Source organism: Microvirga ossetica (assembly GCF_002741015.1).
Taxonomy (GTDB): domain Bacteria; phylum Pseudomonadota; class Alphaproteobacteria; order Rhizobiales; family Beijerinckiaceae; genus Microvirga; species Microvirga ossetica.
Genome location: NZ_CP016616.1, coordinates 3106904 through 3129052 on the forward strand (window position 1 = coordinate 3106904; position 22149 = coordinate 3129052).

Here is a 22149-nt window from a genome sequence, read left to right on the forward strand (position 1 = left end):
CTTTTCCGGCGGGGCCTAAGGCAGCGTGATCACGTCGCCCAGATTCTCCGGCGTCGGCTCCTTACCGAGCCGACGGCGCTTGGCGAGGAGGATCGTGCCGTTGAGCTCGCCGCCGAAGAGGAAGATCGCGCCGAGCGTGTAGAGAAAGATCAGGGCCACCATGGCGGTCGCAAGCCCGCCATAGGTCGAGGCATAGGCGCCGGGATAGAATTCGAGATACCAGCTGAAGGCGAAGCCGCCGAGAAGCCACAGCGCCAGCGTCACGCCCACCCCTGGCAGCACCGCGCGGAAGCTCCGTCGTCCCGCGGGAACGAGCTTATGGGACAGCAGAAGCCCTGCAACGATCACGATGGTCGCCACGCCGATCCGCAGGAAGGCGATCAGGCCGTCAAAGGGTTTTAAAGCCGGCACCCAGGAGAGCACGCCGCGCCAGATGAAGGGGCCGAGCACGACGAGAAAAGCCAGCGCGATCAGCATGAAGGCGCCGGCGATCACGAAGGCGATGGATTCGAGCCGCGTCAGCCACCAGGCGCGGGTCTCGCGCACGCCATAGGCGCGGTTGAGCCCGACCCTGAGGCTCTCCACGCCGCTCGACGCGAAATAGAGCGCGAGCACCAGGCCGAGGGTCAGCACATCGCTGCGCCGGCCGGTAAGGATCCGGTGCACCTCGCTGGCGATCGGCCCCGCGACCTCCTGCGGCCAGGCCTCGAGGACGATATCCGCCACCTCGTCCGCAAGCGATCCGGTGCCGAACAGGCTGGCCAGCGCCGTCACCAGGATCAGGAACGGAAACAGCGAGGTCAGGACCGAAAGGGCGATATGGCTCGCAATCGCCCAGGCGTCGTGCAGCACGAAGCGGGTGGAGGCGATGGCGAGGAGTTCGAGCGAGAGGCGCAGGCGGTTCAAACGAAGGGTCTCCAGGCTGCTGGAGATGGTGCGACGAAGGCCGAGGGCAAGGAAGGAACGCTTCCTTCACCTCTCCCCGGTGGGGAGAGGTCGAGCGGAGCGAGGGTGAGGGGGCGCAGGTTCATCCGGATAAGGCGTAACCCCTCACCCGCGCCTCCGGCGCGACCTCTCCCTCAAGGAGAGGTGATACGGCAGCGCCATTGAGGTCGACGTTTGGATGAGGCTTCGCGCATCGACAAGGATCGAGCCGGGAGCCTACAAGGCACCTAGAATTTCAGGTCTCGATTCCATTCCCGCCATGAACCCCACAATCTTCGCCCGTCTCGCTCCGCCGCTCTTCGTGCTCATCTGGGCGACCGGGTTCATCGTGGCGCGGTTCGTGGCGCCCTATGCCGAGCCGTTGACCTTCCTGTTCGTCCGCTATGTGCTGGCGACCCTTGTCCTCGCGGTCATCGTGGCGGTCTCGCGGGTGTCCTGGCCACGCAACTGGCACGATTGGCGCAACAGCCTGATCGCCGGCGTTCTCCTGCACGGGCTCTATCTCGGTGGCGTGTTCTGGTCGGTGAAGCACGGGCTGCCCGCCGGGATCTCGGCCCTGGTGGCCGGCCTTCAGCCGCTGGCCACCGGGCTTCTCGCCGGGCCGCTCCTGGGCGAGCGGGTTTCGCGCGGACGCTGGATCGGCATCGGCATCGGTTTCCTAGGCGCCGCGTTCGTGGTGGCGCCGAAGCTCGGCGGCGGCGTTCCGCCGCTTGCGCTCGGCATCTGCGTGCTCGGGATGTTCTCCATCACCCTCGGCACCATCTGGCAGAAGCGCACGGGCAGCAAACTCGATCTGCGGGTCAATGCGGCAATCCAGTATATCGGCGCCGCCGCCGTGACCCTGCCCCTCATGCTCCTGATCGAGGAAGGGCATATGGAGCTGACCCTGCCGCTCCTGGGCGCGCTTGCCTGGGCGGTGTTCGGCCTGTCGATCGGCGCGATCGGCCTACTGCTCTTCCTGATCCGGCAGGGAGCGGTGGTGGGCGTGGCGACGCTGCTCTATCTCGTGCCGCCGGTCGCAGCGCTGATGGCCTTCGCCCTGTTCGGCGAGACCTTGAGCCCGATCCAGCTCGCCGGCATGGCGCTCGCGGCGCTGGGCGTCGCGGTGGCGAGCCGGAACTGAAACGCAACAAGTCCTGGAGCGTATCCCCGGGGGGCCGGCTCATCAATCTCTGTCCTCATCCTGAGGAGCAGCAAAGCTGCGTCTCGAAGGAGGTTCCAGAGAGCACTGGATCCTCCTTCGAGACGGTCGCTGCGCGACCTCCTCAGGATGAGGTGGTGTTTTATGAGCCAGCCTCTGAGATCGCATTATTTCGAGATCTTCACCGAGACGGGGTCGCTTGCCGGGAACGTCTCTTCCACGCCCTCGTCGAGCAGCTCGTCCTGGTGCTTCTTCTTCTCCGACTGCTTGTCGTCCTTGCGCTCGTTCTTGTCCTTCGAGGCGTCCTGTTTGCGGTCCTGGTCCATCATGATGTCTCCGTCGTGAGGATTGGGTCGAGAGGACAACGTGTCAGGTCAAGCTTCGATCCTTTTCGCGCGCAAACGAAAACGGCGCCTTTCGGCGCCGTCTTGAGCTCTTGGGATGCTTTAGCGGGGCTGGCCTTGCTGCTGATTGACGAAATAGTCGAAGGGCAGCTCGGCGATGCGGAACCAGGTCAGCTCCTTCTCGCGGAAAGCGTTCCAGGACTCATACACCTTCTTGAACTTGGCGTTGGAGGCCGCGATCTCGCCATAGAGCTTGTAGGCTTCCTTGTAGCTCTGCTCCATCACGTCGCGCGGGAAGGGACGCAACTGCACGCCCTGGCCCGCGAGCCGGCGGATCGCATCCGCATTCTGGGCATCGTATTTTGCGACGCACATGGCGTTGGCTTCGGCGCAGGCCGCTTCGAGAATGGCCTTGTAGTTGGCCGGAAGCTCGTTCCACTTGCTCATGTTCACGTAGAGCGAGGGCTGTGCGCCGCCTTCCCAGAAGCCCGGATAATAATAGTACTGAGCGACCTTCACGAAGCCGAGCTTCTCGTCGTCATGGGGGCCCGAGAACTCCACCGCGTCGAGGGTGCCGCGCTCGAGCGCCGGATAAATGTCGCCCGCAGCGAGCACCTGAGGCACCACGCCGAGCTTGGCCATGATCTGGCCGCCCATGCCGGCGATGCGCATCTTGAGGCCCTGCAGGTCTGCGATGGATTTGATCTCCTTGCGGAACCAGCCGCCCATCTGCGCGCCCGTCTGCCCGGCTGGGATCGGGAACACGTTGTAGTCCTTCATGAACTCGCGCATCAGCTCGAGACCGCCGCCGTAATACATCCATGCATTGTGCTGGCGCACGTTCATGCCCCACGGCACGGAGGTGTCGAACATGAAGGTCGGATCCTTGCCGATGAAGAAACTCGACAGGGTATAGGAGCACTCGACGGTGCCGTTCTGCGTGGCGTCGAGGGTCTGGAGAGCACCGACGATCTCGCCCGCTGCAAAAGGCTGGATCTGGAACTTGTTGTCGGTCGCTTGCGCCACGCGCTTGGAGATCATCTCGCCCGCGCCGAAGAGGGTGTCGAGGCTCTTCGGATAGGCCGAGGCCATGCGCCAGCGGATATCCGGCTGAGCCTGCGCGATGGCGGGGGAGGCCACAGTGCCTGCAACCGCTGCCAAGCCTGCGCCTTTGAGAACTTTTCTTCTATCCATGAGCATTTCCTCGACCGATTTATGTCGTCACTGCCGGTTCGGCTGAACAATCCATAAAGCGGGAGGAGGGCTGATGTCACTCCATCTTCCGTTGGGGCAGTTATGCGGCGTCGTCATCGGTGTCATCCCCGAGACGCAGAGCGGAACTCGGGATCGCCGGCAGAATGAGTCGCTGAAATCCTCCCCCGAGAAGGGAGAGGAGTGGTTGCGATTCACCTGTTGAACGATCCCGGATCGCCTGCGGCGTCCGGGATGACGAATGGATCGGATTGAGGGTTACCGTTCTTTCGAGCTGCCTTCGGCGCGGGCGGAGCGTTTCGGCGGCTTCTGGTCTCCGGTGGAAGGCTTGCCACGCACCAGGGTTCCCTTGGGCACGTCCACCACATTGCCCGGCGCCGGCACGCGGGCGCGGGAAGTGGCGCCGCCGCTCATGCCGGCGGGGCCGGTCGAGCCTTCGGTCTGGGCTCCGCGCGGGGCCGGGCTCTTGGTGGCAGTGGTGTTCACGCTCTCGGCGATCTCCTCGTTGGAGAGTTCGAAGCCTGCATCGCTCGCGCCCTTCTCCGGCGGAACGTCCTTGAACGAGCGCAGGCCCGCCTTCGAGCCGCTCGTCACGCGATTGTCGTCCACATGGTCGATATCGAGGTCGGGGTCGAGCTTCTTCGAGGCGCCCATGGCGCCGGTGGCTTTGGCTGCGGCACGCTTGGCGTTGCCGACATCGTTGCGCTGGGTCGGGCCGGCGATGAAATCCTCGCTGGTCTCCTGCTGCGCCAGTTCGTTCATCACCTCGTCCACATCAGGCTCGGTGGGCTGTCCGCGCTTGTCTCGCGCCATGGGCTGTTCCTCTTCGCGATTGGGCAGACCTCATGCAGTCCGCAATTCCAGTGGGCAACGTCCTGTCGAGGATGGGTGTTCCGGACCCGCATCCGTGAAGAAGCGGGGCCGCAACCTCCTATTTGCCGAGCTCTTTCTGAAGGTCCTGCAGCAGCACCAGATGCTCCTTGATCTGCCCCTGCGCGAGCTTGGCCACGTTGGTCATCTCGCGATTGCCCGCGCTCTGCGGCAGATAGCTTTCCTGCAGCTTCAGCAGCTCCTGATGACCCTGGATCTGCAGTGCAACGTAGTCCTTGTCGAAAGCTGCACCCGGCTGCGCCTTGGAGAGACGTTCCATGGTCTGCGCATCCTTTTGCGGCAGTTCCGGCGCGGTCGCCGCGGATTGCCGCGCTCCTTGAGTCGTGGAGGCCGTCGCATTCGGGTCGGCGAAGGAATGCATGATGTCGGCGAGCAGATTTTGTTCGCCGATCTCGAATTCCGCGAACTGCTTCACGCGCGGATGCTGCGCCTTGCCGTGCGCGAAGTTCGATTGCTGCAGCGAGACGGTGCCGAGCGCCAGCATCTGCTGAACATACTGCCGGTCGGCCTGGGATTGCTGCTGGCCCATGGCGGCCGGCGCATTGTTGGCCTGACCCTGACGCGCGGGCGTCTGCGTGTCCTGCGGTGCGCCGCCCTGCTGAACGCGCTGCTGGCGCTCTTGCGCATTCTGCCCGAGTGCCGGATTGACCTGCGTTTCGGCCGGCTGCGGCGTGGCAGGCTGGGGAATGGCGGGATTCTGCTGCTGGGCGATGGCGGGAATGGCGATGGCGGCTATGAGGCCGGCGATCACGAGACGGCGCGACATGAAGGATTCTCCTGCAAACGGGATCGTGAGAGCGAACGCTTGCAGGAGGGTTTGGTTCGGAAGCACCAGATGCCGGCCCTAGCCGGATTTCGCGAGGCCCAGGCCAACCACGATCATGAAAGCTGCCACCCACCGGGCGATACCGAACCGTTCCTTCAGGACCACCATGGCAATCAGCGCCGCAAACAGGACCGAGGTCTCGCGGATGGCCCCGACCAGTCCGATAGGAGCCTTTGTCATGGCCCAGAGGGCGGTTCCATAGGAGATGTTGGCGATGGCTCCTGCGGCAATGCTCTTGCCCCACAAGGATGCCGGCGTGCTGAGCAAAGCCGCTTTCTGGCAGCAGATCATCACCAGCGCCATGATCGCACCCGTGATGGTCATCATCGAAAGCATGTATCCGGCAGAATTTCCCGACAGGCGGGCTCCCAAACCGTCGACGAGCGTGTAACTGACCACAATCGCGGCGGTCAGGCCAGCAATCATCAGGCTTCTGCCATTCAGCCCGCCACGACGGACGGCATCGATGCCCAGTCCGAGAATCCCGCCGCACAACACGCCGATTCCTGCCCACGTCGAGGGTGCGAGTGTTTCGCCTAAGAGGAGCATTGCAAGAAGCGTGGTGAACAGAGGCGCGCTGCCTCTCACCAGAGGGTAGATGGCGGAATAATCCGCGTAGCGGTAGGCGAGGCCGATCAGGACGAAATAGGCCACGTGAATCAGCGCCGATGCCAGGACATGGATGGAGCTGGCCGCATCGGGCAGACCTGAGACAAGCAGAGCCGGAACCGCAGAGATGGCCGATCCGATGGCAATCAGGTTGGCCTGAACCAGGGGATCGCCCTTGCTGGCCTTGGCAAAGGCGTTCCAGCTTGCGTGCAGAAAGGCAGCGACAAGAATGATGGCGAACACGTCGGGTGACATTGTCGATCGGGTCGTGAGAGGCGGGCGCCCGGCGGATGTTATTTCAGGGTGTTCACGGAGGGAAGCTCGACCAGCCACGCTCGTTAGCATCGTCGACAGGAACAGCTTGGTGTGATCGCAGGGTTCCTCCGGCAGGGGTTGCGGATTTGAGGTGAACTTCGGTCAACCGTGTCCGTTGTGAATGGGTTAACTTGATGCGGGAGGCACAATGCAGGATCGGGCGACACGAATCGTCTTGCTGGTGGTGGCAGTACTGCTCGCGATCCTCGTGCTTCAGCCTTACGTGAACACCTATCTCTTCTCGGCGCGGGAGCCGCGGCCGGTAGCGGCGCGAGGCGACCTCGCGGATCTCGAGCGCACGACGATCAAGGTGTTCGAGACGGTGGCCCCGTCCGTCGTGCAGGTCGTGGCACTGCAGGGCCGTGGTCCCGCGGGCGGCGAGCCGGCGGGATCCGGCACGGGCTTTCTCTGGGATAATGCGGGCCATGTGGTGACCAACGATCACGTGGTTGCGAACGGCTCCTCCTTCGTGGTGCGCCTCGCCTCCGGCGAGGTGCTACCGGCCGAGGTCGTGGGCCAGGCGCCTAACTACGACCTCGCGGTGCTGCGTGTGCAGCGTCAGGGCGGTCTGCCCGCGCCGGTGCCCGTCGGAAGCTCGGCTGATCTCAAGGTGGGCCAGACGGCCCATGCCATCGGCAACCCCTTCGGCCTCGACCAGTCGCTCACCACCGGCATCATCAGCGCGCTCAAGCGCCGCCTGCCCACGAGCGGCGGGCGCGAGGTGGCCGACGTGATCCAGACCGATGCGGCGATCAACCCAGGCAATTCCGGCGGCCCGCTGCTCGATTCCGCCGGGCGCCTGATCGGCGTCAACACGGCGATCTTCTCGCCCTCGGGCACCAATGCGGGCATCGGCTTCGCCATTCCGGTCGACGTGGTCAACCGGGTCGTGCCGGAGCTGATCGGCAACGGCCGCGTGCCGACGCCGGGCATCGGCATTCTCGCGGGCGACGAGACCCTCGCGGCCCAGCTTGGCGTGAGCGGGGTGATCGTGGCAGGCGTGGTGCCGGGCTCGCCGGCCGAGCGCGCGGGCCTGCGCGGCGTGGATCAGCGGGCAGGCGTCATCGGCGACATCATCGTGGCTGTCGAGGACGAGCCGGTGCGCCGTCTGTCCGATCTGACCGACAAGCTGGAAAAGGTCCGCGTCGGTGACACGGTGACCCTCACCATCCTGCGGGACAACCGGTCCCGGACCCTGGATGTGGCCGTCGTCGATGTGGGGGAGCAGGTGTCGCGGAATCGCAGGCCATGAATAGAAATAACGCTGTCGACGGTCTTTTTGTTTCCGACGGGTCGCAACTTTCCCTCACGACCGCCGTTAGCCATCGAACCTTCACCCAAGGAGGAGCGAATGAGTTTCGAAGGCGCCGAAAACATTCTGGTGCAAAGCTCAACAGTCGATCTAGGCGAAAATTTTCCCGAATTTGCTAAAACCAACATCCGCCGCGTCGCCGGAAAATATTTCGGGCGACTGAGTTCGGCTTCCGTGCACGTCACGCGGGAGGGCATCACATACCGGTGCACGGTCAATATCCAGATGGGTGCGCTCAAGACGATGAGCGGCGAGGCCAAGGACAAGGACCTCTACACCGCCTTTAGATCCGCCCTGCAGAAGTCGGCCAAGCAGCTTCGCCGTTCCAAGCGCGAGCTGCGCGAGGACAAGGCTGAACGCGTCGACAAGGACGTGGTCCTGCGCGAGGGCACAGCTCCGATCCGCAGGGAGCCGCAGGACGAAGAGATCCAGGCCGCCAACGACGAGAGCGACTACCGCGCCGCTGCCGAGTAATCCGTACAAGCTGTCAGCGTCATCCCCGGTGGCTCGTGAAGCCGGGAAGGGGATGCGTGGTGCTGAAGGTTTGTCGTGAACCTTGAACAACTGCAACGTCATGGCCGGCACAAGGCTGGTAACGACGCAGCGGGTGTCATCCCCGGCGAGCCGAAGGCGAGGGAAGGGGATCTGCCCACAGGCTGAGCGCTATGGATTCCCTTCCCCTCCGCTCGGCTGGGAATGACATTGTGGTGCTGTCACAAAAATGGCCGGGTTTTCACCCGGCTATTCTCGTTTCGACTCGTCATGCCTCAGTTCAGCCGTACCCCGTTCGGCGCGCGCTCGCTGCCGACGGTGACGTCGCCGATCATCAGGCCCATGGGGCCGGCATGCACCGGCACGGTCTCGCCGTCCCTGATCTCGCCGGAGAGGATGAGCTCCGCCAGCGGATCCTGCACATGCTTCTGGATCACGCGCTTCAGGGGACGTGCGCCGTAGGCCGGGTCGTAGCCCTTGTCCGCGAGCCAGTTGCGCGCTTCCTCGTCGAGCTGCAGCACGATCTTGCGATCCTCGAGCAGCTTCTGCAGGCGGCGCATCTGGATATCGACGATGGCGCCCATCTCGGACCGCTTCAGCCGGTGGAACAGGATGATCTCGTCCACGCGGTTGAGGAACTCAGGCCTGAAGTGCGAGCGCACCACGCCCATGACTTCCTCCCGCACCGCATCCGTGTCCTGGCCCTCGGGCTGGTTCACGAGATATTCGGAGCCGAGATTCGAGGTCATGATGATGAGCGTGTTGCGGAAATCCACGGTGCGCCCTTGCCCGTCCGTGAGGCGTCCGTCGTCGAGCACCTGCAGGAGGACGTTGAACACGTCCGGATGCGCCTTCTCGATCTCGTCGAACAAGACCACCTGATACGGCCTGCGGCGCACCGCTTCGGTGAGCGCGCCGCCCTCCTCGTAGCCCACATAGCCGGGAGGCGCGCCGATGAGCCGGGCGACCGAATGCTTCTCCATGTATTCCGACATGTCGATGCGCACGAGCGCCGTCTCGTCGTCGAAAAGGAACGCAGCCAAAGCCTTCGTCAGCTCGGTCTTGCCGACGCCGGTGGGACCGAGGAACATGAACGAGCCCATGGGCCGGTTCGGATCCTGCAGGCCGGCGCGGGAGCGGCGCACCGCAGTCGAGACCGCCGTGACGGCCTCGGCCTGGCCGACGACGCGCTTCGCCAGATCCTGCTCCATGTGCAGCAGCTTCTCGCGCTCGCCCTCGAGCATTTTATCGACCGGCACGCCGGTCCAGCGCGAGACGACGCCGGCCACGTGGTCGGGCGTCACCGCCTCTTCCATCAAGCCGCCGCCATCGGCTTTCGCTTCGACATCGGTCAGCTGCTTCTCGAGCCCCGGAATGACGCCGTAGGAAAGTTCGCCGGCCTTGGCCCAATCGCCATTGCGCTGCGCGGCGGCGAGCTGATTGCGGACTTCCTCGAGCTTCTTCTTGAGATCGGCCGCGGTGCCGAGCTTGTCCTTCTCGGCCTTCCAGCGCGCGGTGATGGAAGCCGAACGCTCCTCAAGATCCGCAAGCTCCTTCGAGAGGCGCTCGAGGCGGTCCTTGGACGCCGTATCGGTCTCCTTCTTCAGGGCCTCCTGCTCGATCTTGAGACGAACGATCTCGCGGTCGATGTTGTCGAGCTCCTCGGGCTTCGAATCGACCTGCATGCGCAGGCGCGACGACGCCTCGTCGACGAGGTCGATCGCCTTGTCCGGCAGGAAGCGGTCGGTGATGTAGCGGTTCGAGAGCGTCGCCGCGGCAACCAGCGCAGAGTCGGTGATGCGCACGCCGTGATGCTGCTCGTACTTCTCCTTCAGGCCGCGCAGGATCGACACGGTGTCCTCCACCGTGGGCTCGCTCACGAAGACCGGCTGGAAGCGACGGGCCAAGGCCGCATCCTTCTCCACGTGCTTGCGGTACTCGTCGAGTGTGGTCGCACCGACGCAGTGCAGCTCGCCGCGGGCGAGCGCGGGCTTGAGCAGGTTCGAGGCATCCATGGCGCCATCGGCCTTGCCGGCGCCGACGAGGGTGTGCATCTCGTCGATGAACAGGATGATACCGCCCTCGGCCGAGGTCACTTCGCTGAGCACGCTTTTCAGGCGCTCCTCGAACTCGCCGCGATACTTCGCACCGGCGATCAGCGCGCCCATGTCGAGGGCGAGCAGCTGCTTGTCCTTCAGGCTCTCCGGCACGTCGCCGTTGACGATGCGCAGCGCGAGGCCTTCGACGATGGCGGTCTTGCCGACGCCGGGCTCGCCGATCAGCACCGGGTTGTTCTTGGTGCGGCGCGAGAGAACCTGGATCGTGCGGCGGATTTCCTCGTCGCGGCCGATCACCGGGTCGAGCTTGCCGTCGCGGGCGGCCTCGGTGAGGTCGCGCGCATATTTCTTCAGCGCATCATAGGCGTTCTCCGCCGTCGCGTTGTCGGCGGTGCGGCCCTTGCGCAGGGCATTGATCGCGGTGTTGAGCCCCTGGGCCGTCACGCCCGCCTGGGCCAGGATCTTGCCGGCTTCCGTGTCCTTCTCGACGGCGAGTGCCAGCAGCATGCGCTCGACGGTGACGAAGGAATCGCCCGCCTTCTCGGCAGCCTTCTCGGCAGTGTCGAAGAAGCGCATCAGCTCGCGCGTCGCCTGCGGCTGCGAGGCCGAGCCGGACACTTTCGGCTGCTTGGCGAGCCATTGCTCGACGGCGGCATGCGCGTCGCGGGAGCGGCCGCCGGCCCGGTCGATCAGGCCGGCGCACAGGCCCTCCGGATCGTCGAGCAGGACTTTCAGCACATGGCCCGGAGCGAGCTGCGGGTGGCCTTCGCGCACGGCAAGGTTCTGCGCCGCCTGTACGAAGCCCCGGGCACGCTCGGTATACTTTTCGAAATTCATTCTCATCCCTCCTCGGAGCCGCCTGCCCTCCTCGAGGCACAGGCAGATCCTGCGATGTCGGACCTCCTCAGGGAGCATCCGCTTGAGCTTACTTGGTGTATCCCATTCGCCACAACAAGAGGGGGAACCGGCTTCCCATGCTCGCATTGACCCTGCGAGAATTTCAGGAGGTTTTCATGATACGCGACCCGCGTTCGGAGGCAGAGAAAGCCCGCGCCGACCTTGCCCGCAATGCGGAGCTTGGCCTTGCGGTGCCGGAAAGCCCGATTGAGGAGGGACCTTCCGTCACCCCGGAAACATTCGGCGAAACCAGCGATCTGGCCCGGAAGGAAGCCCGCGACCTCGCCGCCGCCCGGAAGGCGGAACCTCTCGAGGAGGATGACGGGGATTCCACCGGCACGGGATCCATTCCGCCGAGCGGGCGCGTTCCCGTCTATCCCGACGAATCGGAAACCAAGCGGCCGGATAATGACGAAGACATCCTGTCGCGCGCAAAGGAGTGATGCACCATGGACCTGTCGAAGATGATCTCCCGTCTCAGCCCCAAGAAGCGCAAGGCCGAACAGGCTGAGAAAGCCGAAAAGGCGCGCGAGGAGCTGAAGGCCAATGCCGAGAAGGCCCTGCGCATGAAGCAGGAGGCTGGTCCTCAGACGAACATCCCTGAGCACCAGACTGCCCATGACGGCATGCATCAGGATCCGCATCAGGTCGAGCTCGACCGCAGCGGCCGCGAAGGCGGCTTCACGCCCCAGCTGAAGCGCTCCAAAGTGGCCCGCTCGGGAGATGCCTCGTAAGTTTTGTGATCAGGCGCATAAAGAAAAGCCCTGCCGCTTCGGTGGGGCTTTTCCTATGATGGGGAGCTTTCTTCTCCAGCGATGAAGCGAGGGCGCAATGGCAGCGGCTGCGCCGAAGATTGTCATTATCGGGGCGGGCTTCGGCGGCCTGACAGCCGCCCAGTTCCTGGCAAGAGCTCCCGTCGACGTGACGGTGGTCGACCGGCACAACTTCCATTACTTCCAGCCTCTGCTCTATCAGGTCGCGACCGCTGCCCTGTCTCCGGCCGACATCGCCTGGCCGATCCGCAGCATTCTCAGACGCCAGACGAACGCCACCGTTCTCATGGCCGACGTGACGGGCATCGATCCGCAGGCACGACTCGTCCATGCCGGGGACGTGACTCTTCCCTACGACATCCTCGTTCTCGGGACAGGGGCCACGCATTCCTATTTCGGCCATCCGGAATGGGCCTCCGCGGCGCCGGGACTGAAGCAGATCGAGGACGCGACCCGGATCCGCCGCAAGGTCCTGCTGGCCTTCGAGCGTGCGGAAACGACCGATGGCGCAGATGAGCAGCGGCGGCTTCTCACCTTCGTGGTGGTGGGCGGCGGCCCGACCGGCGTCGAGATGGCCGGGGCCATCGCCGAGGTGGCGCACCATGCGCTTCCCGCCGAGTTCCGGCACATCGACCCGCATGCCGCCCGCGTGGTCCTCGTCGAGGCCGGACCGCGCATTCTGCCGACCTTTCCGGAAGACCTCGCGGCCTATGCCCAAAAGGCACTTGAGAGGATGGGCGTGGAGGTCCTGACCTCGGCCCGGGTGACGAATTGCGACGAGCGCGGGGTCGACCTCGAAGGATCGCGGATCGAAACCGGCACCATCGTGTGGGCTGCAGGCGTGGTCGCCTCGCCGGCCGGTGAATGGCTCGAGGTCGAGCGCGACAGGGCGGGACGGGTGAAGGTGGATCCGGATCTCACCGTCCCCGGCCACCCGGAGATTTTCGTGATCGGCGACACCGCTGCAGCGGTGGACGGGGAAGGAAAAGCCGTTCCGGGCATCGCGCCTGCCGCCAAGCAGATGGGGCGCTATGTGGCCGAGGTGATCGCAGCGAGAGCCTCAAACCGGCCGGCGCCCGGACCGTTCCGCTATCGTCATCAGGGCGATCTGGCCACGATCGGGCGCAAGGCTGCGGTGGTGAAGCTCGGCAATGTTCATCTGACGGGCTTCATCGGCTGGATGTTCTGGGGCATCGCGCATGTTTACTTCCTGATCGGCCTGCGCAACAGGGCCGTGGTCGCCTTCAGCTGGCTGTGGAACTACCTGACCTATCAGCGCGGCGCCCGCCTCATCGTCGACAGCGCGAAGGCCCAGGAGAGCGCCGGGGCCGAAAAGGCGCGACCACAGAATTCCCCGGCCGAGCCGGGCCGAAAGTCTGGCCGCGATCAGGTGCCTGCCGCGGGAAACGACTGGCGTTAGGGCCGGCATCATGTGTCATCCCCGGCGGCCCGGAGGGCCGGGAAGGGGATCCACCCACATGCCCAGCGCACTATGGATTCCCTTCCCCTCCGCTCACGCTCCGGCCGGGAATGACATTGTGAGGTGTCGGGCGTTCTGCCTTGCCCCGCTCTCTCTCGCCCTTTATCGCTTAAGCCATGAGCATCCGCATCGCCTCCCTGCAGCGCTATCCGGTCAAGGGCCTGTCCCCCGAGGGGCTGTCCTCCGTTGCCCTCACGAAGGGCGATTACTTTCCGGGCGACCGGTTGTTCGCCATCGAGAACGGCCCGGCCGGGTTCGATCCGGAGAACCCGCAGCATCAGCCCAAGATCAAGTTCCTGATGCTGATGCGCAACGAGAGCCTGGCGCGGCTCAAAACCCGCTATCTCGATTCGATCACGACCCTCTTCATCGAGCAGGGCGGACGCGAGGTGGCGCGCGGCGATCTCTCGACGCGGGAAGGGCGGCTTGCCATCGAGGCCTATTTCCGCCGCTTCATGCCGAAGGAATTGCGCGGTCCGCCGAAGGTGCTCGCGGCGCCCGACGGATTCCGCTTCACCGATTCGCGGCGCGGCTTCGTCTCGCTCATCAACTTGGCGAGCGTGCGCGAGTTGGAGACCATGATCGGTGCGCCAGTCGATCCCTTACGCTTTCGCGGCAACATCCATGTCGAGGGTCTCGCGCCGTGGGCCGAGTTCGATCTCGTCGGGCAGATACTGACCGCACCTTCCGGCCTGCGCCTGAAGGTGACCAAGCGCATCGAGCGCTGCGCGGCGACGAACGTGGACCCGGATACCGGCATCCGCGACCTGGAGATCCCGAAGAGCCTGATGCGATCTTACGGCCATTTCGATTGCGGCATCTATGCCGAGGTGCTCGACGGCGGCGTGATCGAGACGGGCGACAGCTTCGAGCGCGAGCAGGCGACGCTGGCTCTCTAGAGCATCGGACCGAAAAGTGGATTTGCACTTTTCGGAATTACCCGATGCTCTAGCTGTTTGATCCCAGGGTTTGATGGTGCATTCTTATCGCCGGAATGGAGGGATGCGCTTCTCTATTCGGCCCCTCCAAGTCAAGCGCTTTTAAGGCATCGGCCATCCCACCTCCAGGCAGTCGTCTCTCGCAGGGCCTTGCTTCTCTCCGGGATCGGCACATTTGCCCTCCCACCATGGGATTCGTAGGATGAGGTGGCTCAATCTATGGGGCGTTCTGGCCGCGGCAGCGCGGCCGATACAAGCGCATCCACGAGCTCGCCTGATCCATCGTCCTGCGAAGGACGTCTTTCTTCCGCCTTCTGGCGGAATTCGAGTTATCTCATTGCCCGTTCCGGTATGGCATCTTAGACAGCTGCGGGTATGCTTTCCCTCGTCCAGCGGAATACGGTGCCATCGCTCCAGATGCGGTGCATGATCACGCCCAGACGCCGGGCCAGCGCAACAATGGCTTTTCGCCCACCACGCCGTTTGGCGATATTCATCGCCCATGCTTTCAACCACGACCACTTCACGTGAACATTCGTCAGCATGACTTGAGCGGCTTCGTACAACAGCGTTCGCATCATGCCATCCCCGCAGAGGGAGACGCGGCCGATCCGGTTGCTCTCACCCGACTGATGAAGCACCGGCGTTAACCCCAGGGAGGCACCCACGGCTTTGGAGTTCCGGAAGCGAGCCGGAACGTCGATAGTACTGGCATAGGCTAAAGCGACAACGGGACCGACCCCTGGAATGGTCATCAGGCGTCGACAAACACCGTCGTCGCGGACAATCGATAGCAGCTTTCGATGAAGACGCTCGAACTCCTCTCGAAGCTTTCGCCGGCTGGCCAGCAGCGGCTCTATGATCTCTGCCAGGTCAGGCAGACAGTCAAGGAGTTCGCGAATGCGGATGTCGAATTTGGCTGCGCCAACGATGCCGACTTTGAGGCCGAAGTTGCGCAGCAGGCCGCGAATATCATTCTCAAATGCAATCGCCTTCTCCTGCAGCAACTTGCGGGCGGTCAGGAGGGCGCGCCGCTTTTGGCTGGTCAGGGTTTTTACATGAACCGGTCGGAACAGATTCACCCGCATCATCTGCGCAATGCCACGTGCGTCGTTGCGGTCACTCTTGTTCACCTGTGCCTTGAGGAATGCCTTCGTATGGCGGGTCTCGATGCAGACGATAGGCAGACCGGCTTCTGCAAGCCCACTGAACAGCCATTGCGACAAAGGGCCAGCCTCAAGGCCGATCCGCTCGAGCCGCCAAGCAGGATCGTGGAGGACTTGCGCGAGATCGTCTGGGTGGCTCGGCACCTTTGTCTCGCGACAGATCCTACCCGTTTCATCCACAATGCACACCGACGTCTCTTTCACCGAGACGTCCAGTCCAGCATAGTGCTTCATGCTAGGCTTCCTTTCCTGATGCTTGTGCTTGATCCAACAGACCAGGTTTCATCATCGTCCCGCGGCGCGCGCCTTTCTAGCCCAAGCCATGGGATGGCAGGCCGAATACTCCATCTATGGGCCAGGTTCTCCATGGGAGCGCCACAACGCTCGATCCAGTCCGTCGAGCAATACAAAATAGTCAAGCGAGCCTGAGGGCCCTGGCCGAGCGCCATGGCATCAACCCGAAGACGGTCGCCAAATGGAAGAAGCGGGATACCACCGCAGATCGCCCGACGGGGCCGAGAGCACCGCATTCCACGGTGCTCTCGGTTTCGGAAGAGGCGATCGTCGTCGCCTTCCGCAAGCACACCCTGCTGCCGCTGGACGATTGCCTTTACGCCCTTCAGCCCACCATCCCGCACCTGACGCGCTCATCCCTGCATCGCTGTCTGCAGCGGCATGGTATCAGCCGCTTGCCAGAGGTGACCGGCGACAAGCCCGCCAAGAAGAAGTTCAAGAGCTACCCGATCGGTTACTTCCACATCGACATCGCCGAGGTGCATACGGAAGAGGGCCGGCTTTATCTGTTCGTGGCCATTGATCGCACGTCTAAATTCGCCTTTGCCCAACTGCATGAGAAAGCCACAAGGCGCGTGGCGGGTGACTTCCTGCGGGCGCTGATCGCGGCCGTGCCTTACAAGATCCACACGGTTCTCACCGACAACGGCACTCACTTCACCACACCCGGCAACACCAGTTCGGCTGCCCCTCTGATCAAAGAGGCGATGGCCCACGGCGAGATCTTCCGGGCCCATTCGTTCGAGCTCGCCTGTGCGCAGAACGACATCGAGCACCGCCTGACCAAACCACGCCATCCCTGGACGAACGGACAGGTTGAGCGCATGAACCGGACCCTCAAGGACGCGACCGTCAGGCGCTACTACTACGACACCCACGACCAGCTGCAGGGGCACCTGGGCGACTTCCTCGCCGCCTACAACTTCGCCCGAAGGCTCAAGACCCTGCGCGGCCTCACGCCCTACGAGTACATCTGCAAGATCTGGACAAGCGAGCCTCAACGCTTCAGGCTCGACCCGCTCCACCAAATGCCGGGACTAAACATCAGAGGGCGAGGTTGAAGTCTGCCGTGATACGGACCCAGGTAATGCCCGTTCCGACTCTGATGGTGAGGCTGGGCGCCACGTTCACGCCTTGAAGTCCGACGTATGCGTAAAGGACGCCGTTCGTCGAATCGTAATAGAGAGTGCCGGCGGCCATCGCCCCAGGGGCAGTCGTGCCAAATAACAGCGAGAATGTCTGATCGCCCGCCTGGTTGGTGACCGGATCGATGAAGGAAAAATCGAGCAAGTCCGCGCTCTGACTGTCGACACCGCCGGCCCGGCTGAAGTCGAAGTCGCTGAGGGTATCGGACGAACCGGGGCTGAGGTCTGAGGACGTGTAGGTGAAGATATCCCGGCCGAACCCGCCTGTGAGGGTGTCGTTGCCCGTGCCGCCATAGATGGTATCGCCGCCTTCGCCGCCGTTGAGGCTGTCGTTGCCGCCGTAGCCGATAAGTCTATCGCCGCCGCCGCCGATGAGGGTGTCGCCGTCGAGGCCGCCGCTGAGGACGTCGTTGCCTTCGCCGCCATCGAGGATGTTATTGCCGCTGTCGCTGCCGATCAATTCGCCGCCGCTGCCGAGCCAGTCGTCCCCATCGCCGCCGTTGAGGCTGTCGTCGCCGTTGCCGCCGAAGACGGTGTCGTTGCCGATGCCGCCATCGAGAATGTCGTTGCCGGAATCGCCGTTGAGGCTGTCGTTGCCACCGCCCCCGTCGGCGTTGTCGTTGTCGTCGCCGCCATAAAGGACGTCGTTGCCGAGGCCGCCGATGAGGGTGTCGTTGCCGGAATCGCCGCGGAGGGTGTCGTCGCCAAAGCCGCCCACGAGGATGTCGTTGCCGAGGCCGCCGCCGAGGGCGTCGCTGTCGTCACCGCCGTCGAGGCTGTCGTCACCGTCGCTGCCCTCGAGGCTGTCATTGCTGAAGCTGCCCAGGAGGGTGTCGTTGCCGATGCCGCCGATGAGGGTGTCATTGTCGCTGCCGCCGTCGAGGAAGTCATGGCCCTCGCTGCCGTCGAGCCTGTCGTCGCCGATGCCACCAATGAGGGTGTTGTCGAGGGCATTGCCGGTGCCGGAGAGCGCCGTGCCGAGGAGCACGAGATTCTCGATGCCGGTGCCGAGCGTGTAGTTGAGCGCGGCGCGAACCGTGTCGGTCCCGCCTCCGGTTTCGGCAACCGTGTCGCCCGCGTCGTCGACCTCGTACGTGTCGTCGCCTGCGCCGCCGTCGAGGCTATCGGCACCCACTCCGCCGATGAGGGTGTCGTCGCCGTTGCCGCCTGCGAGGCTGTCGTTGCCGGCACTGCCATCGAGCGAGTCGTTGCCGTCGCCACCGATGACGGAGTCGGTGCCGTCGCCGCCGGTGAGGGTATCGGTGCCGTCGCCGCCGTCGAGGGTGTCGTTGCCCTCGCCGCCCGAGAGGCTGTTTGCGAGCACGTTGCCGACGATGACGTTGTCGATGGCATTGCCGGTGCCGGCGATGGCGGCACCAATGAGGATGAGCCGTTCCGCGTTGTCCCCAAGCACGTAGTCGACCGAGGCCTGGACGCTGTCGTAGCCGTCGCCGGTTGCCTCCAGGATCTCGTCGCTCGCATCGTCGACGAGATAGAGGTCGTTGCCTTCGCCGCCCTGCAGCACATCCGCTCCGGCGCCGCCGTCGAGCGTGTCGCTCCCGGCCTCGCCCTTGAGCGTGTTCGCCAGTGCATTGCCGATGATCGTGTTGTCGAGGGCATTGCCGGTGCCCGATCGTGCCGGTCCGATCAGCACGAGAATTTCGACGCCGCCGCCGAGCGTGTAGTCGATCGCTGCCGTGCGGATCATGTCGATCCCGCCGCCCTCCGCTTCGACGATCACATCCCCGGCATCGCCGACGAGATAGACATCGTTGCCCGCGCCACCTTCCAGCGTATCGGCGCCCGCGCCGCCGTCGAGCGTGTTGTCGCCGGCATTGCCGGCAATCCGGTTGGCGAGATCGTTGCCCGTGCCGGAGCGCGCGCCGCCCGTCAGCACCAGCCGCTCGACATCGGCGCCGAGCGTGTAATCGATGGAACTCCACACCGTATCGATGTCGCCGTTGGCCACCTCGACCACGACGTCACCGGCGTCGTCGACGAAGTACATGTCGTCGCCCGAGCCCCCCGCCATGGTGTCCGCGCCGGCCTCGCCATCGAGCCGGTCGTTGCCCGAGCCCCCCGTCATGGAGTCTGCGCCGGCGCCGCCGTCGATCCGGTCATCGCCGTCGCTGCCTTGGAGCGAATCGGCGCCGGCGCCGCCCAAGAGCGTGTCGTCGCCGCCTCCGAGGAGGGTATCGTCGCCGGCCGCCCCGTCGAGCCGGTTGGCGAGGGCGGTGCCCATGATCCGGTTGGCGAGATCGTTGCCCGTTCCGGACACGGCGCTGTCGAACAGCATGAGGTTCTCAAGATGCGCTCCCAGCATCCAGCTGACATAGGCCCGCACCGTGTCGATGCCTTCGTTCGCCTTCTCGGTGATCCGGTCGCCCGCATGGTCGACGCGATAGATGTCATTGCCTTTGCCTCCGGCGAGCCTGTCGGCGCCGCCCTTGCCGTCGAGGAGGTTGTTGCCGGTATTGCCGGTGATGGTGTTGGCAAGGCTGTTGCCGAAGCCGTTCACGGCCTTGCGGCCGGTGAGCGTCAGGTTCTCGACCTGCGATCCCAAGGTCCAGTCGACGGAGGATTTGACGTGATCGGTGCCGCCCTTGGCTTTCTCGGTGACCCGGTCGCCGGTGTTGTCGACGATGTAGGTGTCGTTGCCGGCGCCACCCGTCATGCGGTCGCGGCCTTTGCGGCCGTCGAGCAGGTCGTTGCCGCCGAGCCCCGAGAGCACGTCGCTGCCCGAGGTGCCGAAGAGCCTGTCGGCCCTGGGCGTGCCGGGGACGGCGAGGGCGTTCGGCGCCGCGGCCAGGGCGGTCGAGAGGTCGGAGGAGCGCTCGTCGTCCAGGGCGCCCGGGTCGAGGAACGGCTTTTTCTTCCGAGCCGGTTCGAGGAAAGCGGCAAGCAGGCGCAGCTGAGACTTGGCCATGGCGGACCCCATTCATGGGTTAAGCTTGGCCGTTAACTTATGTTAAACGTTATTATGAATCAATTCTGTATGGATGACGCCGAAGGCAACAAAAAAGGGAGAGCCAGGCTCTCCCTTTCGATGTCGTATGCCAGCCGGCCTTATTCGGCGGCGGGAGTCTCGACCGCATCGGAGGCGAAACCGCCATTCTCCGCATTGGCCGCGTCGATCATTTCCTGACGGGTGCGGCGGCGGCGGCGCGGACGGGGCGCCTCCTGGTCATTGGCCGCATCCTGCACCACCGGAGCCTGGGTCTCCTCGACGGGCGCCGGAGCCACCGTGCGGACCGGATTCGTCAGGAAGGCCGGCAGGGTGCCCTGCTCGGGCGCCTCGGCTTCGTCGCGACGGCGGTCACGCGGGAAGCGCTCACGGCGCTCCGGGCGATCCCCCCGCTCGAAACGCTCGGTGCGCTCGGGGCGGTCATTCCGATCTTGCCGATCCTGGCGTTCGTTGCGGTCCTGGCGCTCGAAGCGGGCCGGGCGCTCGTTGCGCTCGCCGTTCTCGGACCGGGCCTCGAAAGGCTGGTCGTCACGCTGGAAGTCCTGGCGCTGGCTATCCTGGCGCGGGCCGTCCTGGCGCGGATTGCGGTCGCGCTGGAAGCGCTCGCGCCGCTCGCCGCGATCCTGGCGGTCATTCCGATCTGGGCGATCCTGCCGCTCGGGACGGTCGTTCCGGTCCTGGCGGTCGAAGCGGGCCGGGCGCTCGCCGCGATTCTCGTAAGGCTGCGGCTGGGAGCCGTAATCGGCCTCCTCGCCATTGCCGAAATCTTGGCCGCCCTGACGCTCGAAGCCGGGCCGGTCGCCCTGGCCGAAGCCCTCTTCCTCGTTGCCGTCTTCGTCGAAGGGCCGCTGCTGGTAGCCGTACTGCTCGCGCAGCTGCTCCTGAGCGGCGGCGATGATGCGGTAATAATGCTCGGCGTGCTGGAAATAGTTCTCGGCCGACACCGGGTCGCCGCTCGAGAGCGCGTCGCGGGCAAGCTGGCTGTATTTCTCGGCGACATGCTGAGCCGTGCCGCGGATCTTCACGTCCGGACCGTTCGACTCATAGCTCTTGGTCAGGGGGTTGGGCCCCTTGTTGTTGTTGCGGTTGTTGTTGTTACGACCGCGCATACGCCTGTTTTGTCCTGGTCTCATTTTCGCTCTACGAGCCTCGCTGGTTCTTAAAAGCCCACGCGATATGCAAGCCAATGTTCACCGAACGGGCTCAACGCCCACCGTTCGCGTGGCAAACCGTCTGTCGTTCGACCACAGCCCTCAAGAGACTTGGCCATCCTTCAGTGTCGGGTTCAGGTAATCGCGCCAGGCTGTTCCGTTTCAAGAGCCCCTGCCTGCGCGATTGATATCGTTTGGTCTTCCGGCATGCCCCCGAGGGGCTGCCGATTTGTTTAGACCGAGGACGATCTCTAGATCCGAATCTAGCGGGTTCCGCTCGGTCCAACAAGGGCTAATTCGGGTTTTATCCCACCCTGGGACAAGAAAGCCGCACCCTGCTCATCACGATCGCCTCATGGCGACACAGCGGGGGTTGCCAGATAGATCGTGGGCGATGCGCAGGATTTCAAGGCCGTGGGATCCGGCCAAGCTTCTTAATTCCTCCGCCTGGTCGTAACCGATCTCGACCGCGAGCACGCCCCCGGGGGCGAGGAGCCGCCCGGCCTCGCTTAACAGGATGCGGTAGGGTTCGAGCCCGTCCGGCCCGCCATCGAGGGCGAGACGGGGGTCGTGCTCGCGCACCTCCTCGTCGAGGGTTGGGATCACGCCCGAGGCGATGTAGGGCGGGTTCGAGACGATCAGGTCGAAGGGGCCTGAGACCGCATCGGCCCAGCGGGAAAGGGCGAAATGGCAGCGCTCGCCGACCCCGTTCTCGTCCGCATTGGTTCGCGCCGTCGCGAGGGCCCCGGGGGACAGGTCGATCCCGAGGCCGGTTGCCCGCGGGAGTTCGTGCAGGAGCGCGACCAGGATGCAGCCCGATCCGGTGCCGAAATCGACGATTCGCAGGGGCGCCTGCCGGTCGGAGAGGAGATCGAGGGCCGTCTCGACGACGGTCTCCGTATCGGGCCGGGGCACCAGGGTCTCGGGCGAGAGGCGAAAAGGCAGTCCCCAGAACTCCCGGATTCCGGCGATTCGGGCCACCGGCTCATGATTCAGGCGCCGACGGGTGAAGGAGGCGAGGGTCTCGCTCTCCTCGGCGCTTAGGGGCGTATCCGGATGCGTGACGAGGGTTGTTGCCGGGATGCCGAGCGCCGTCAGAAGCAACAACCGGGCGTCCAGGGCCGCCGTTTCGAACCCTGCCTCGTTAAGGGTGCGGCGCAGCTCCGCGAGAGCCTGGGCGCGGGTCTTCAAATCCT

The 22149-nt window shown here is 64.6% G+C and carries 19 protein-coding genes; 8 read left to right on the plus strand and 11 right to left on the minus strand.

The features are described 5' to 3' along the window. Nucleotides 1–15 precede the first annotated feature (15 nt). A complete protein-coding gene (locus tag BB934_RS14735; protein ID WP_099510298.1) occupies nt 16–906 on the minus strand; it encodes a YihY/virulence factor BrkB family protein in 891 nt (296 codons plus the stop codon). A gap of 298 nt (nt 907–1204) precedes the next feature. Here BB934_RS14735 and BB934_RS14740 point away from each other — a divergent pair, with 298 nt between their 5' ends. After that, nucleotides 1205–2068, plus strand: coding sequence for a DMT family transporter (locus BB934_RS14740; RefSeq protein ID WP_099512872.1), 864 nt, complete (start codon nt 1205–1207; stop codon nt 2066–2068). A gap of 185 nt (nt 2069–2253) precedes the next feature. On the opposite strand, the gene BB934_RS48555 is transcribed toward BB934_RS14740, so the two are convergent. The 5 genes from BB934_RS48555 to BB934_RS14760 all read right to left on the minus strand — a co-directional run bounded on the left by BB934_RS48555 (nt 2254) and on the right by BB934_RS14760 (nt 6223). Further along, the gene (locus BB934_RS48555; RefSeq protein WP_173909457.1) at nt 2254–2415 is read right to left on the minus strand and encodes a hypothetical protein; all 162 of its coding nucleotides are present in this window, start codon (nt 2413–2415) and stop codon (nt 2254–2256) included. A 117-nt stretch (nt 2416–2532) separates the two neighbouring features. Then, a complete protein-coding gene (locus BB934_RS14745; protein ID WP_099510299.1) occupies nt 2533–3624 on the minus strand; it encodes a TRAP transporter substrate-binding protein in 1092 nt (363 codons plus the stop codon). Nucleotides 3625–3900: 276 nt separating this feature from the next. After that, nucleotides 3901–4455: a hypothetical protein gene (locus BB934_RS14750; protein ID WP_099510300.1), complete on the minus strand. Its 555-nt coding sequence runs from the start codon at nt 4453–4455 to the stop codon at nt 3901–3903. A gap of 118 nt (nt 4456–4573) precedes the next feature. Then, nucleotides 4574–5299 (minus strand): DUF4142 domain-containing protein, encoded by a 726-nt coding sequence (locus tag BB934_RS14755; RefSeq protein WP_099510301.1) that lies wholly within the window; start codon nt 5297–5299, stop codon nt 4574–4576. Between the two features lie 78 nt (nt 5300–5377). Then, a complete protein-coding gene (locus BB934_RS14760; RefSeq protein WP_099510302.1) occupies nt 5378–6223 on the minus strand; it encodes a DMT family transporter in 846 nt (281 codons plus the stop codon). 208 nt (nt 6224–6431) lie between these two features. Here BB934_RS14760 and BB934_RS14765 point away from each other — a divergent pair, with 208 nt between their 5' ends. Together BB934_RS14765 and hpf are read left to right on the plus strand one after the other, a co-directional pair. After that, complete coding sequence (locus BB934_RS14765; RefSeq protein ID WP_099510303.1) at nt 6432–7535, plus strand: S1C family serine protease; 1104 nt, start codon at nt 6432–6434, stop codon at nt 7533–7535. A 99-nt stretch (nt 7536–7634) separates the two neighbouring features. After that, nucleotides 7635–8069 carry a ribosome hibernation-promoting factor, HPF/YfiA family gene (gene hpf, locus BB934_RS14770; protein ID WP_099510304.1) on the plus strand — a complete coding sequence of 145 codons (435 nt, stop codon included), beginning with the start codon at nt 7635–7637 and terminating at the stop codon, nt 8067–8069. 293 nt (nt 8070–8362) lie between these two features. Here hpf and clpB read toward each other — a convergent pair whose 3' ends face one another. Then, a complete protein-coding gene (gene clpB, locus BB934_RS14775; RefSeq protein WP_099510305.1) occupies nt 8363–10981 on the minus strand; it encodes an ATP-dependent chaperone ClpB in 2619 nt (872 codons plus the stop codon). A 176-nt stretch (nt 10982–11157) separates the two neighbouring features. Between clpB and BB934_RS14780 the strand changes: the two genes are divergently transcribed. The 4 genes from BB934_RS14780 to BB934_RS14795 all read left to right on the plus strand — a co-directional run bounded on the left by BB934_RS14780 (nt 11158) and on the right by BB934_RS14795 (nt 14193). Continuing rightward, a complete protein-coding gene (locus BB934_RS14780) occupies nt 11158–11484 on the plus strand; it encodes a hypothetical protein (RefSeq protein ID WP_157934180.1) in 327 nt (108 codons plus the stop codon). A gap of 6 nt (nt 11485–11490) precedes the next feature. Next, complete coding sequence (locus BB934_RS14785) at nt 11491–11775, plus strand: hypothetical protein (protein ID WP_099510307.1); 285 nt, start codon at nt 11491–11493, stop codon at nt 11773–11775. A 97-nt stretch (nt 11776–11872) separates the two neighbouring features. After that, entirely contained in the window at nt 11873–13234 is a 1362-nt protein-coding gene (locus tag BB934_RS14790; protein ID WP_099510308.1) for an NAD(P)/FAD-dependent oxidoreductase, read from the plus strand. A gap of 176 nt (nt 13235–13410) precedes the next feature. Then, nucleotides 13411–14193 carry an MOSC domain-containing protein gene (locus tag BB934_RS14795; RefSeq protein ID WP_099510309.1) on the plus strand — a complete coding sequence of 261 codons (783 nt, stop codon included), beginning with the start codon at nt 13411–13413 and terminating at the stop codon, nt 14191–14193. A gap of 398 nt (nt 14194–14591) precedes the next feature. Here the strand turns inward: BB934_RS14795 and BB934_RS14800 are convergent, their stop codons facing one another. Then, on the minus strand, nt 14592–15632 hold the full coding sequence (locus BB934_RS14800; protein ID WP_099510310.1) for an IS110 family RNA-guided transposase: 1041 nt from the start codon (nt 15630–15632) through the stop codon (nt 14592–14594). 116 nt (nt 15633–15748) lie between these two features. On the opposite strand from BB934_RS14800, the gene BB934_RS14805 reads away from it, so the two are divergent. After that, nucleotides 15749–16753 carry an IS481 family transposase gene (locus BB934_RS14805; RefSeq protein WP_099510311.1) on the plus strand — a complete coding sequence of 335 codons (1005 nt, stop codon included), beginning with the start codon at nt 15749–15751 and terminating at the stop codon, nt 16751–16753. Here BB934_RS14805 and BB934_RS47100 read toward each other — a convergent pair. The 3 genes from BB934_RS47100 to prmC all read right to left on the minus strand — a co-directional run bounded on the left by BB934_RS47100 (nt 16737) and on the right by prmC (nt 22144). Further along, nucleotides 16737–19763, minus strand: coding sequence for a calcium-binding protein (locus BB934_RS47100; RefSeq protein WP_162299167.1), 3027 nt, complete (start codon nt 19761–19763; stop codon nt 16737–16739). The two genes, BB934_RS14805 and BB934_RS47100, sit on opposite strands and share 17 nt — an antisense overlap. Nucleotides 19764–19903: 140 nt before the next feature. Further along, nucleotides 19904–20911 carry a DUF4167 domain-containing protein gene (locus tag BB934_RS14850; RefSeq protein ID WP_099510317.1) on the minus strand — a complete coding sequence of 336 codons (1008 nt, stop codon included), beginning with the start codon at nt 20909–20911 and terminating at the stop codon, nt 19904–19906. A 384-nt stretch (nt 20912–21295) separates the two neighbouring features. Continuing rightward, nucleotides 21296–22144, minus strand: coding sequence for a peptide chain release factor N(5)-glutamine methyltransferase (prmC, locus tag BB934_RS14855; RefSeq protein WP_099510318.1), 849 nt, complete (start codon nt 22142–22144; stop codon nt 21296–21298). Nucleotides 22145–22149 lie beyond the last annotated feature (5 nt).

Excerpts from the sequence above, each read along its gene's own strand:
- BB934_RS14740 (WP_099512872.1), top strand. The coding sequence starts at position 1,205 with ATGAACCCCACAATCTTCGCCCGTCTCGCTCCGCCGCTCTTCGTGCTC.
- BB934_RS48555 (WP_173909457.1), bottom strand. The coding sequence starts at position 2,415 with ATGATGGACCAGGACCGCAAACAGGACGCCTCGAAGGACAAGAACGAG.
- BB934_RS14745 (WP_099510299.1), bottom strand. The coding sequence starts at position 3,624 with ATGGATAGAAGAAAAGTTCTCAAAGGCGCAGGCTTGGCAGCGGTTGCA.
- BB934_RS14750 (WP_099510300.1), bottom strand. The coding sequence starts at position 4,455 with ATGGCGCGAGACAAGCGCGGACAGCCCACCGAGCCTGATGTGGACGAG.
- BB934_RS14755 (WP_099510301.1), bottom strand. The coding sequence starts at position 5,299 with ATGTCGCGCCGTCTCGTGATCGCCGGCCTCATAGCCGCCATCGCCATT.
- BB934_RS14760 (WP_099510302.1), bottom strand. The coding sequence starts at position 6,223 with ATGTCACCCGACGTGTTCGCCATCATTCTTGTCGCTGCCTTTCTGCAC.
- BB934_RS14765 (WP_099510303.1), top strand. The coding sequence starts at position 6,432 with ATGCAGGATCGGGCGACACGAATCGTCTTGCTGGTGGTGGCAGTACTG.
- hpf (WP_099510304.1), top strand. The coding sequence starts at position 7,635 with ATGAGTTTCGAAGGCGCCGAAAACATTCTGGTGCAAAGCTCAACAGTC.
- clpB (WP_099510305.1), bottom strand. The coding sequence starts at position 10,981 with ATGAATTTCGAAAAGTATACCGAGCGTGCCCGGGGCTTCGTACAGGCG.
- BB934_RS14780 (WP_157934180.1), top strand. The coding sequence starts at position 11,158 with ATGATACGCGACCCGCGTTCGGAGGCAGAGAAAGCCCGCGCCGACCTT.
- BB934_RS14785 (WP_099510307.1), top strand. The coding sequence starts at position 11,491 with ATGGACCTGTCGAAGATGATCTCCCGTCTCAGCCCCAAGAAGCGCAAG.
- BB934_RS14790 (WP_099510308.1), top strand. The coding sequence starts at position 11,873 with ATGGCAGCGGCTGCGCCGAAGATTGTCATTATCGGGGCGGGCTTCGGC.
- BB934_RS14795 (WP_099510309.1), top strand. The coding sequence starts at position 13,411 with ATGAGCATCCGCATCGCCTCCCTGCAGCGCTATCCGGTCAAGGGCCTG.
- BB934_RS14800 (WP_099510310.1), bottom strand. The coding sequence starts at position 15,632 with ATGAAGCACTATGCTGGACTGGACGTCTCGGTGAAAGAGACGTCGGTG.
- BB934_RS14805 (WP_099510311.1), top strand. The coding sequence starts at position 15,749 with ATGGGCCAGGTTCTCCATGGGAGCGCCACAACGCTCGATCCAGTCCGT.
- BB934_RS47100 (WP_162299167.1), bottom strand. The coding sequence starts at position 19,763 with ATGGCCAAGTCTCAGCTGCGCCTGCTTGCCGCTTTCCTCGAACCGGCT.
- BB934_RS14850 (WP_099510317.1), bottom strand. The coding sequence starts at position 20,911 with ATGCGCGGTCGTAACAACAACAACCGCAACAACAACAAGGGGCCCAAC.